Here is an 11,684-nt window from a genome sequence, read left to right as displayed (position 1 = left end):
AAGAGCTGTCTAAATAAACAGCTCTTTCTAAAATATTAAATCAGAATTATTTTAAACCTATAAACCAAAAGGATTATCAATACTCTGCATCGGTTCAGTAAACCATTTAGGACCTTCAGCCGTCATATAAAAATGATCTTCATGACGAATACCAAACTGCCCAGGCATACAAATCATAGGCTCATTACTAACTACCATTCCTTCTTTTAAAACGGTTTGATTGCCTCTTACTAAATAAGGATATTCATGAATATCTAAACCTGTTCCATGCCCTACACGATGTGGCAATCCTGGAATTTCGTAATCTCCGCTCAAACCAGCTTCTGCTAAAACCTTACGCGCAGCATCATCTACAGAACCACATGTTGCTCCAATTTGTGCTGCATCAAATGCCGCTTTTTGAGTTGCTTTTTCAAGATTCCATATTTTTCTGTGCTCATCGCTTGGAGTTCCATATACATAAGTTCTGGTGATGTCAGATAAATAGCCTTCTAAACGGCATCCTGTATCAATCAAAACAACATCATTGTCGACTAAGTTTTGTGGAGCAGTAACACCATGCGGATATTGCGAATCTTCGCCAAAAAGAACAATACAAAAATAAGAACCAGTTGCAATTCCAGCTTTAATATGTGCCTTATGAATAAAATCGACAACTGTACTTACTGGAATTCCTGGGTATAAAATACTTGCCGCTGCTTTCTGAACAGTCATCGTTATGTCTTTCGCTTTTTGAATAATAGCGATTTCATTTGCCGATTTATGCATTCTGCATCCCGCAGTTATAGGCTGAGCGTTTACAAAATTGAAATTTGGATTTGCTTTTGAGATTGCATCAATTAGAAAAAAAGCAGCCGATTCATCCAGCGCAATATTGCCGTCAGTAATATTTTTAATTTTTAGAATATTCCCAAACAATTCAGATGGGCTCTCATGCTCTTCCCAAAAATTTAAGTTTCCTTCAATTTTCATGAAAGTCTTAAAAGTTCCCTCTTCAAATTTTGGAACTATATATTCAACAGTTTCATCTTCAAAAATTAGAGCACCAACCATACGCTCAGACGGATTCCATTTTGTTCCTGTAAAATAATACAGATTTGTTCCCGCATTTACATAAAGGGCTTTGCAATTTTGTTCTTTTATTAAAGCAACTGCTTTTTTAATACGCTGTTTATACTCAGGAAGTCCGATTGGCACAACACCAAGCGTCATGTTTTGTATTTTTTCTAATTCGATGTCTACAGTTGATCCGCCAACTCCAATTGCCATTTTTTTATTTTTTAAGTTAGTATTTAATGTGGTGTAAATTATAAAATTGATGCGAAGCTCAATTTTTCAATAAAATTAAAGGATTATTTTTATTTTGTCCTATGTTGATGTAAACTAGATAAAATATTACATTTTAAGGGTAATATAGTATCAGTTTTTGCTTTGTATTGCGCTTACTTTTAAAAACTCAAAATAATAAGATTAAAATGAATTCAAAATCCTTTATTACCGCGCTGTTCTTTCTTTTCCTAAACTTTTTTGCCGTTTCTGCACAGGAATCTTCAATAAATCTACAGCAAAAACTAACCGAATTATTCCCAAAAGCCATCATATCGCGAATTGATAACTTAGAAAATTATACTGAATCCTATCAGCTTATTTTAGACGAGCCTTTAGATCATAAACACCCAGAAAAAGGTACTTTTCAGCATTATATTTATCTGTCGCATTTAGGTTATGATAGACCAACTGTAATTGAAACTCATGGTTACAATACAGAAAATATAAAAAGTGAAGTCAGCAGTTTGTTGCAGGCAAATCAAGTCGCTGTAGAATATCGTTTTTACGGAAAATCAAGACCAAATCCGATTCCGTGGGAATATTTGACCAATGATCAAGCTATTGAAGATTACCATAATATTGTAACGAAATTGAAAACGATATATTCAGGAAAGTGGATTTCAACAGGAATCAGTAAAGGAGGAGAAACGTCTTTAATTTATAAGTCTATATATCCAAACGATGTTGATGTGGCAATGCCGTATGTGGCGCCGCTAATTAATACTTGCGAAGATCCGAGAACTATAACTCACACAAGAACAGTTGGAACGGAAGAATGCAGAACAAAAATAACGGCTTTTCAAAGAGCTGTTTTACAAAATAGAGAAGCTGTTTTAGAGGTTTTTAAAGAATATTCAGCGGAGAAAAAGATGCAATTTACAGAAGTTCCTTTCGCGGAAGCGTTGGAATATGCTGTTTTAGAATTTCCTTTTTCTTTTTGGCAGTGGGGAGGAAAATGCGATGAAATTCCGCCAGTAAACGCCTCGGCAAAAGAGCTTTTCGATTATTTAAATAAAATTGTTGGAGTAGGGACTTATAATGACAAAATGTCGTTTGTGTATTTACCTTCTTATTATCAGCATCTAAGCGAATTAGGTTATTATGGTTTTGATCTTGAACCGGTTGCCGATTTGTTAACTATTGTAAAAAGCAGCTCCAATGCACGATTTGCTCCGAAGGATGTTGTGATTAAGTACAATCCAAAATACATTAAAAAGGTGCGTAAATATGTTGAGAGTAAAGGGGACAAGATTTTATATATCTATGGAGGTTATGACACTTGGTTCTCATGTTCCCCAACACCTAAGTCAGGTGTTGATGCCCTAAAAATGGTACTTCCTCAAGGAAGCCATTCAACCAGAGTCAAACATTTTTCTGCAGAGGATCAGAAATTAATTATGGATACATTGGCAAAGTGGCTTAATTAAAAAGCATCAGATAAAATATTAAATAACTAATTGCGTTAATGCTTCTAATAATTTCTGTCAAGTGAGTTTTACTGGTCAGAAATTATTTTTTTAATAAAATAAAATAGACCGTAGCTAAAAACGGATAATATTAACACTAGACATAGCATTTCAACATTAAATCAGGTATTTTAATCGAATATTAACATATAATATTGTTGTTTTCAGATATTTATAATATCTTTAACTTATGACATGGGAATTGTATAAGATTTGTACATAATTTTGCAACAGAAAATTTATCAATGACCCCAAGTCATAACTATTAACTTAACATTGGCCGAATATGAGAGTATTTTTATTGGCACTGCTTTTTTCCTTAAGTTCGTTTGCCTCATTAAGTATGAGGGACGAGGATGAAATTTTAGACGAAGTCGAATTTGCTAGACTCAATGAGCATGTAAATGAGATTAAGGCTTTTACGGCGGCAAATCACAAGTATAGCAATAAAATTGCTTTTCTTGTAGATATGAAAATTAAATCAGGAAGAAATCGTTTTTTTGTTTACGATCTAGAAAACAATCAAATACTTGATCAAGGTTTGGTTGCACATGGAAAAGGATCTGAAACAGGAATAAAAGGCGACATTTTACAATTTAGTAATGCCCCAGAATCAAACTGCACTTCACTAGGAAGATATTCGGTAGAAAAGCCATATAAAGGGATATTCGGAAAAGCTTTCAGACTTGCTGGATTGGACGAATCAAATAATAATGCCATGAAACGTGCCATTGTATTACATTCGTACAAAGAGGTTCCGTCTGACGAAAAAGAATACTATATCATCAACAGCCACGGTTGTCCAATGGTTAATCAAGAATTTTTAGGTAGACTTTCAAAATATATAGAAAGTACAAATTCTAAAATCTTATTGTCTGTTTATTATTAAATAGTAAGACCAAAATATAAATGTAAAAGAGAGCTTCGGTTCTCTTTTTTTATATCAATAAATCAGATCTTTTTATTTTTTGTATCCTCCAAATTATAACCGTTTTCTAATAGAAAAGCCTGTTTTAGCAATAAATTAGGATAAACTTAACTTGTGTGATAAACCCTATAAAAGATACAAGTTGTAAATTAGTAAAATAGTAATCTAAAAGTTTATTTTTATGAAAGCAGTACGTTTTTTTGGGCATAAAGATGTCCGTGTAGTTAATGATATAGAAAGACCTGTTCCTAAAGGTGATGAAGTGTTATTAAGGATTGGCGGCGCTGGTGTCTGCCACTCAGACCTGCATATTATAGATGAAGGAACAGTAGTTGGAACAGTTTTTACGTTGGGACATGAAAATGCTGGATGGATCGAAGAAATTGGCGAGAATGTTGAAGGTTATAAAAAAGGAGATGCAGTTCTCGTATACGGTCCTTGGGGATGCGGACATTGCAAACCTTGCCAGCAGTCCAAAGAAAATTATTGTGATCATCAATCTGAACAAGCTTATGGTGGAGGTTTAGGTTTAGATGGCGGTATGGCCGACTACATGCTTGTGCCATCTTCTAGACTTTTAGTGCCTATATATGACTTAGATCCTGTTATTGCAGCTCCATTGACAGATGCAGCGCTTACACCTTATTCTGCGATAAAACGTTCCCTTCCTAAATTAATGGCTGATGAATATGTGGTAGTAATTGGTGTTGGCGGATTAGGCCATGTTGCGTTACAGATATTAAGAGAAATAAGCGGAGCTGAAATAATTGCCTGCGATGTGACAGAGGATAAACTAGCATTCGCAAAAGAATTGGGTGCAGCTTATGTAATTAATTCTAAAGACGCCGATGCTGCAGAACAAATTCAGAAAATTACTGGAATTAAAAAAGCAAAAGTAGTTCTAGATTTTGTTGGAGCAACATCTACAATAGATTTAGGAACAAAAGTGGTAAGCCTCGATGGAGATCTTACCATTGTAGGTCTTGGCGGAGGACATTATCAATATAGCATGAACGGATTACCTTTTGGCGTAAGCATGACCAATCCGTATTGGGGATCAAGAACAGAACTGATGGAAGTGGTTGGTCTGGCAAGACAAAAGAAAATTCATATTGAAATCGAAAAACATAAACTTGACGATGCAAACGAAGTTTATGATAGAATGAGACAAGGAAAAATAAAAGGCAGAGCCGTTTTAGTTCCTTAAAATTCAAAACAAAATGAATCGGTTCTAAAGACGGATTTTTTTGTTTTTGCAATAATCTTTGCAGATTAAAAAATATCAATATATTTGTGCATCAAATCAAGCAAATGAAAAATAATATTAACATCGCTTCAATTATTATCACAATTATCATTCGATAGTAGTGAAGGGGTGTTATATAAATAAGTAAAATATACAATTTAGAAAACCTCCCTTTTATGGGAGGTTTTTTTGTTTATAACAATATGAAAAAATCAATTCAGAATAGCATTATTATTTCAATTATCATTATTCGTATCACATGACGAGTCAGGATTCTATTGTCTATTCATAAAAGCCTTTCTCAGTCAAATGTGAAAGGCTTTTTTATTTCTCAGTAACTCATAAAAAAGCACAAATAAAAAACACAATGAAAAACGAATTTACTCTAACTATTTATTCCGAAGATCAGATCAGATTAATAAGCAAATTATCTAGTATGTTTTTAAGAAAACAAATCCAGATTTTGAGTCTTAATATGTCTATTTGCGAAATAGAGAATATGTATAGGCATACGATTGTAGTAAACGAAACGCTGGATCAAGTCATTAATTTAGTTGCGCAAATTGAGAAAATTATCGAAGTTTATAAATGTTATTACTCGTTTAAGGAGGATATTGTATTTAAACAGGTTGCATTATTTAAAATCCCAACTTCCATATTTGCGATAGACATGAATATGGAAGTTATGCTTCGCGAAAATGATCTTAAAATTTCAGAAATTCAAAGAGAGTATACTATATTGCAGGCCACAGGAACAGATGATGAAATAGTTTGTTTAACTGAGAAATTAAAGTCATTTGGTTTGATTGAATTTGTAAAAAGTTCAAGAATTGCTCTTACAAAATCGAATGAAGGTTTTTGCGTAGAATTTTAAAGAATATAGAAGAACTATTGTTGTTTGTTTCTGCTTTTTCTGATGGAAACGTTTTGTATATCTTCAATATTTCTTATTTTTAATGGTCATTACTAAAGCAGTTACAGTATGATTTTAGATACCAAACGTTTATTGTTTTTTTTCTTGTTGAGTTTGACTTTGCTGATAAACACGAATACAGCAGAAGCACAGCTTTTAGGCGGAGCAAAGACTACGACTGAAGAGCCAGTTAAGATTCCAGATGATTCACTCGGAAGAAGAACACCTCAAGGAACAGTCAACGGATTCATTAAAGCACTTGGTGATCAGAACTATCTGCGTGCAAGTCAGTATCTTGTACTGAGTAAACGTTCCTATCGTAAAACATCTGAAAGAATACAAATAGCAAAGACTTTTCAGCAACTCTTGGATCAGGGAGGAAATTTTTCGCCATCATCCATTCTAAGTAATAAAGAATTAGGACGTTTAGATGATAATCTGACAACAGGTATAGATTTGGTTGGAAATATATCTACAGATAAAATAAATATACAGCTTTATTTAGAAAATCAGTCAGATGATAGCGAACCAGCATTATGGCTTTTTTCTGCAGAAACAGTTGAAGCAATTCGTGGAGCAGATGTTAGTGGAGAGAAAACTTTTTTAGATAGAGTTTTACCCAAATTTCTAAAAGATAGAAAATTAGGAAATGTACCAATTGGACACTGGGGAGTTGTGGTGGTCATGGCAGTGGTTACTTATTTATTATCACGACTTCTTATTTATGTGCTTATTTTTCTGATTCAAAAAATATGGAAGAAGGCAGATACGGAAAAAGGAACCGCAATTATAGATGCATTTACACTACCGGTCCAGATGTATATGACAGTGATTTTATTCGTGGCACTTACGCAACGAATGGGAATTTCGATAATAGTCCGTCAGCGATTTAGCATCATAATAATTACAATTGGAATTGTAGCCTTTTTGATCCTGCTTTGGAGAATGACCGATTTTGTTAGTATGTATACTCGAAGCAGAATGAATAATCGAGGACGTGCTTCTGCAGTATCTGCGGTTTTATTTTTGAGCCGTACGATGAAAGTTGCCATTGTTGTTATCGGAATCATTGCCTTATTAGGAATTATTGGTGTAGACGTTACAGCTGGACTTGCAGCACTAGGAATTGGGGGAATTGCATTGGCTCTAGGAGCACAAAAAACGATAGAAAATTTTGTGGGAAGTGTAAGCCTTATTGCCGATCAGCCATTACGTGTGGGCGATTATTGCCGAGTTGATGATATAAAAGGGACAGTAGAAGCCATTGGTATGCGTTCGACAACACTTCGTACGGCAGCTCGTACTATTGTGACGATTCCGAACGGACAGCTGTCGGCTAGTAAAATAGAAAATTATGCTCATCGTGACCGTTTTATATTCAATCCGATTTTTGGTTTTAGAATGGAAACCACTCCAGACCAAATGCGTTATCTTCTTGTAGAACTAAGATCTTTGCTGTATGCGCACCCTTCCGTCATAAATACGCCTCCAATTGTACGTTTTACGGGTATTACGGCAGATGCTTTAAAAGTCGAAATCACAGCTTATATCGAAGCTATAAATCTTGAAACATCGCAAGAAGTTCAGGAAGATCTTTTGTTGAGAATGATGGATATTATAGAAAAAAGCGGCAGCTCATTGGCTTATCCATCGCAAACATTATATATGGCGCGTGATACTCCTTTTTCAAAAGAAAAGGCGGATGAAATCTCTGAAACAGTTAAAAAGTGGAAAGAGAATAGCGAATTACAACTTCCGAAATTTGATCCAAAACGAGTGGAAGAATTGAAAGGAAGTATAAAATATCCTGGCGAAGGCAGTTTTAATCCTCAAGATGAGGAAACTTTACTATAAAAGGATAGGATGCAAAAGAATGATTTTTTTGTAAGCTTCGGAGAAGCAAAATATTTATAGCATACGATAAATGTTTACAACATAAAGCTCCAGAGGAGCGACATATTTTTTTGTAATTTAAATATGTCGCTCCTCTGGAGCTTTTTTGCCTTGTTGTATTTCTATAAATATTTTACCTCGCTGGGGTTTAGAGATCAAGAATATTTTGTCCATCAAAAAAAAATATCTTTTTGAGACAGCCTGTTTTTTGTTTATGAAAACTGCAATTTAGCTTTTAGTTTCTTTTACGATTTCCATACTTCCGTCATTTTGCTTGGCGATTTTCCAATCAGGATTCAATTCTATTTCGTAAAATTCACTTGTGATTTTTTTGCCTTCAATTTTAGAAGGAAGCGGAAACACAAAATAAGTTTTTCCATCTTTATCATAACTTAAAATACCAGCTTTACCCAGTTGATTTTTTCCTTCAACAGTAGCAAAATTTCCAAAATTGTTTCCTGATTTATCTCTTCCTTTAATGCTGGAATAAACAATTCCTTTATCGTTTAAAGTCAATGTTCCATTCATATTAAAAGTACGCCCATAATGATCAATATCAGTGAGTACGACTTTAAGAGTTGGTTTGTTAATTAGTAAATCAGTATAATAAGAGATTAGCTTTTTTTGTTCTTCTTCTCGGGCAATTTCCTGTTTGTTTATTTCATCAAAATTGTTTCTGGATTTGGCTAATCCTAGTAGCTTATTTGTAATAGTTAATTTTGATTTTAAAATCATAACTTCATAAATATCAGTGAAATTATATGTTTTATCTAAACTATTTCTCCAATTAATATTCAAGTAATCAAAAAGCAAACCATAGGCTGGTCCTGTGGCATAAGGAAAAGGTCTGGTATACGTTTTTGCTTCTTCTCGTTGGTTAATTTCTTCAATTGCTTTTTCATATTTATTGTTATAAGAAGACAAAACAAAACCGGTATAATTTGCCAAACCTTCCAAAGTTTCTATTTCTAGCTCATCATTCAAATATTTTGAATATTGCTGTTGTCTTTCTTTTCTAAATATTACAGCATCTTTCAAATAATTTTTGATCTCATCTATTTTTCTTTTTTCGATAATCGCTTTTAAAGTATTTCGTAACGCCTGGTATTCTAATCGCAATAAAATACGAGCATTGGTTTCGTCAAGATATTCAATCGGATTTCCGTTAAACTTTCGGGATTTTATTTGCAGCAGATGAAATAATTCATGAATGATCGTAGCACTTTTATCATCCAGATAATTATTCAGAACCGTAGCATATTCTTTACCTTCATATTTCTGTGTGGTATTAACAAAAACAAGTGAATTAGCTTCCATAATTTTAGAATACAAAATTCCATTATCCGTTTTACTATTTGGTAATTTTACCAAACTATAGATTGAGTTGTCAAAGTCGATTACGATAATGCTGTCATTCCAGATTGGTCTTCCCCAAAGTTTTCCGTTATCTTTTTCTAAAAGTGCTTTTGCTTCCAACAGCTTTTCCTGAATGTTTTGTCTGTTTTTAAAAGCTTTGTCTGTTTCCTGCGCGGCAGAAAATTGAAAGACTGCAATGAAGATTGGTAATAAAAGATTTTTTTTCATTTCCGATTGATGTTTAAGATTTCGGAAACAAAATTAGAGTGGAGGATTTTGAAAATCAGTTAAGCAGAGGTTGAAATCGGGACTAATCCCAAGGATGATTTTTCAATTTGGAGGCCAATTCATGACGGTTTGCCACATCCAATTTGGCATAAAGATTTCGGATATGGGTTTTAACTGTGCTCAGCGAGATAAATAGTGCATCAGCAATCTCTTTGTTCGATTTATCTTCTAGAATCAATTTGGTGATTTTCTCTTCCTGATTGGTTAAAGTTAGGTTTGAAATTTCTGCTATTGTTTTTTGAGGCTTCAGGGCTTTCAATTTTCTAAATTGAAAAACAGAAATAAGCCCCAAAATGAAAACCAATAAAGCTAGAGCATAATTCAGCTTTTTCTGAAACGTATATTTTTGCTGCAGAATGACATTGGAGATTTTTGAAATTTCATCTTGATATTGGATATAATAAGAGGTTTCACCATAGTAGTTTTTAAGTGAATTTGAAATGGCATCGTAAAACGGCTCATTTTTTTCAAAATCGTTTTTTAGATTAAAATCATTTCGTTTAATATCCGAAAATGCTAAAAGCTTCAACAAAGGATGCTTAAGGTTTTTTTCGCTATAGAATTTCACTTTCTCAGCAAAATCATTTATAGCCTGTTGTTGTGCTTCTTTATTTTTTATTTGAGCATTATTTTTTTCTAATTGTTCTTCAAAAGATTTTAATTTTCTCCATTCCTGATCAGTAACATTACTGTTTTGGGACTGACCGAACCAATTTGCACCAGATTTTGGAAAATAGATGGTGTCTCTGTTTGAAAAAATAAAATTGTGATAATTCTTCTTTTCATTATCTCTAACCAATTGCAACCCCTTGATGGTATTAATATTCGAATGAATACGGTAGAGTTTGTCTTTTTCAGACAATAGCTGACCTTTAAATTCAAAATAACCAGTATTATCGGTCTGGGTAGAAAAAAGAATCTGATTTTCGGTAATCATGGTTTCCTCATCATATTTGAGCAGACTCAAATAGACGGTTTTGTTTTTATGCTCATCGTCAATATATCCCGAAATCTTGTACTGTCCGTAACAAATCGGAATAGAGAAGCCTATAAGGATTACCAAGAATAAAATTCGGATTGTTCTTTCTTTTAGCATTTTAGATGAGATAATAGAAAAGCTTTTGAAGGATTAAAAATACGAAAAAAATCAAGGTTGGAGAATGTCATTTTTTGAGTTTGGTTTAGTTTCAGTTTATTGCAATGAAAAATCTCCCAGTTTCATAAATAAGAAACTGAGAGATATAATAGCTTTTCGAATCTTTATATTGTAAGAAAAGGGTGAAGTAGATTAGGTAATATAATATTCGTTAAAAGTTTTTCTTTCAATAATCTTCTGATCATTTAATTCTAAAAGCGTATTTTCAATCATAAGACACATTGCGTTTAACGCAAGATCGTTGGGTTGTACGCCAAAAGGTTCTTCTAGTTCATCGGCAATTGCTTCTAGCGCCACAAAAGTATAGGCAATAAAAACAATTACAAATGGTGTGATCCATCCTAATGTTTCGACAAAACCAAACGGAAGCATAAAGCAATAAATGTAAACAGTTCGATGAAGTAATACACTGTAAGTGTACGGAATAGGAGTGCTGGCAATTCTTTCGCATCCGCCAACAATGTCTGAAAGTTTATTGAGATTTTCTTCAAATGCTAATTGCGCTATACCATCAATTTTGCCTTCTTCTTTTGATTTTTTTACCCAAAGTCCCAATTCTTTTAAAATAATGATTGGTTTAAAATGAACGTCTTTTAACTGCTCTTTAAAATCAGAAGAAAGCAAACGATTTAAATCTTCGCTAGCATCAGTATCTCGCAATTGATGTTTTAATGCATATACAAAAGCAATCAATAAATTGATGAAATTTTGATTTTCAGGTTTATTGTCCTTAGAGTTTAAAAGCGTAATGCTTTGTCTTGCAAGCGATCTGGTATCGTTTAACAAAGCGCCCCAAAGTTTTCGTCCTTCCCAAAAACGGTCATAGCTAACATTATTTCTAAAACCAAGAAATATGGCAAGCGCAATCCCGAACAAAGTAAAAATTGCAGGATTTATATGGAGATTATATTCTAGTAAAAAAGATTTGTAATAGAAAACAAGAAAAGAAAATAGGAAGAGTAAAAACAATCGTGGAATAAGCTGGGGTAAAACTGAGCCTTTCCATTCGAAAAGCATTTTAAACCAGTTATCTTTTTTCTTAATAATCATTTTGTAAAATAATATTGATGCATTAAAAGTACTTATAAAGAATTAATTAACTGCAATTT

9 protein-coding genes are annotated in these 11,684 nt (G+C 33.3%); 5 read left to right on the top strand and 4 right to left on the bottom strand.

All coding sequences use genetic code 11. From position 1 onward, the window contains the following. Positions 1–57 precede the first annotated feature (57 nt). Positions 58–1,269 carry a M24 family metallopeptidase gene (locus tag ABXT06_RS07635; protein WP_354590207.1) on the bottom strand — a complete coding sequence of 404 codons (1,212 nt, stop codon included), beginning with the start codon at positions 1,267–1,269 and terminating at the stop codon, positions 58–60. A gap of 206 nt (positions 1,270–1,475) precedes the next feature. Between ABXT06_RS07635 and ABXT06_RS07630 the strand changes: the two genes are divergently transcribed. From ABXT06_RS07630 to ABXT06_RS07610, 5 genes are all read left to right on the top strand, one after another. Then, positions 1,476–2,756: a S28 family serine protease gene (locus ABXT06_RS07630; RefSeq protein WP_354590206.1), complete on the top strand. Its 1,281-nt coding sequence runs from the start codon at positions 1,476–1,478 to the stop codon at positions 2,754–2,756. A gap of 325 nt (positions 2,757–3,081) precedes the next feature. Next, a complete protein-coding gene (locus ABXT06_RS07625; protein WP_354590205.1) occupies positions 3,082–3,684 on the top strand; it encodes a murein L,D-transpeptidase catalytic domain-containing protein in 603 nt (200 codons plus the stop codon). A gap of 220 nt (positions 3,685–3,904) precedes the next feature. Continuing rightward, positions 3,905–4,930 carry an NAD(P)-dependent alcohol dehydrogenase gene (locus ABXT06_RS07620; protein ID WP_354590204.1) on the top strand — a complete coding sequence of 342 codons (1,026 nt, stop codon included), beginning with the start codon at positions 3,905–3,907 and terminating at the stop codon, positions 4,928–4,930. A 406-nt stretch (positions 4,931–5,336) separates the two neighbouring features. Next, entirely contained in the window at positions 5,337–5,843 is a 507-nt protein-coding gene (locus tag ABXT06_RS07615) for an acetolactate synthase small subunit (RefSeq protein WP_354590203.1), read from the top strand. 108 nt (positions 5,844–5,951) lie between these two features. Next, the gene (locus ABXT06_RS07610; protein WP_354590202.1) at positions 5,952–7,736 is read left to right on the top strand and encodes a mechanosensitive ion channel family protein; all 1,785 of its coding nucleotides are present in this window, start codon (positions 5,952–5,954) and stop codon (positions 7,734–7,736) included. Positions 7,737–8,003: 267 nt separating this feature from the next. Here the strand turns inward: ABXT06_RS07610 and ABXT06_RS07605 are convergent, their stop codons facing one another. From ABXT06_RS07605 to ABXT06_RS07595, 3 genes are all read right to left on the bottom strand, one after another. Then, positions 8,004–9,359: a hypothetical protein gene (locus tag ABXT06_RS07605; protein WP_354590201.1), complete on the bottom strand. Its 1,356-nt coding sequence runs from the start codon at positions 9,357–9,359 to the stop codon at positions 8,004–8,006. A gap of 82 nt (positions 9,360–9,441) precedes the next feature. Further along, entirely contained in the window at positions 9,442–10,515 is a 1,074-nt protein-coding gene (locus tag ABXT06_RS07600) for a response regulator transcription factor (protein ID WP_354590200.1), read from the bottom strand. A 192-nt stretch (positions 10,516–10,707) separates the two neighbouring features. Next, entirely contained in the window at positions 10,708–11,625 is a 918-nt protein-coding gene (locus ABXT06_RS07595) for a bestrophin family protein (protein WP_354590199.1), read from the bottom strand. Positions 11,626–11,684 lie beyond the last annotated feature (59 nt).

This window comes from Flavobacterium sp. UW10123 (assembly GCF_040538975.1).
GTDB lineage: Bacteria > Bacteroidota > Bacteroidia > Flavobacteriales > Flavobacteriaceae > Flavobacterium.
Note: the sequence above shows the minus strand (reverse complement) of the source record. Positions and strands in the feature narration are given on the sequence as shown.

Bases quoted from the DNA above. Each gene is read 5' to 3' on its own strand.
- ABXT06_RS07635 (WP_354590207.1), bottom strand. From the start codon at position 1,269: ATGGCAATTGGAGTTGGCGGATCAACTGTAGACATCGAATTAGAAAAA.
- ABXT06_RS07630 (WP_354590206.1), top strand. From the start codon at position 1,476: ATGAATTCAAAATCCTTTATTACCGCGCTGTTCTTTCTTTTCCTAAAC.
- ABXT06_RS07625 (WP_354590205.1), top strand. From the start codon at position 3,082: ATGAGAGTATTTTTATTGGCACTGCTTTTTTCCTTAAGTTCGTTTGCC.
- ABXT06_RS07620 (WP_354590204.1), top strand. From the start codon at position 3,905: ATGAAAGCAGTACGTTTTTTTGGGCATAAAGATGTCCGTGTAGTTAAT.
- ABXT06_RS07615 (WP_354590203.1), top strand. From the start codon at position 5,337: ATGAAAAACGAATTTACTCTAACTATTTATTCCGAAGATCAGATCAGA.
- ABXT06_RS07610 (WP_354590202.1), top strand. From the start codon at position 5,952: ATGATTTTAGATACCAAACGTTTATTGTTTTTTTTCTTGTTGAGTTTG.
- ABXT06_RS07605 (WP_354590201.1), bottom strand. From the start codon at position 9,359: ATGAAAAAAAATCTTTTATTACCAATCTTCATTGCAGTCTTTCAATTT.
- ABXT06_RS07600 (WP_354590200.1), bottom strand. From the start codon at position 10,515: ATGCTAAAAGAAAGAACAATCCGAATTTTATTCTTGGTAATCCTTATA.
- ABXT06_RS07595 (WP_354590199.1), bottom strand. From the start codon at position 11,625: ATGATTATTAAGAAAAAAGATAACTGGTTTAAAATGCTTTTCGAATGG.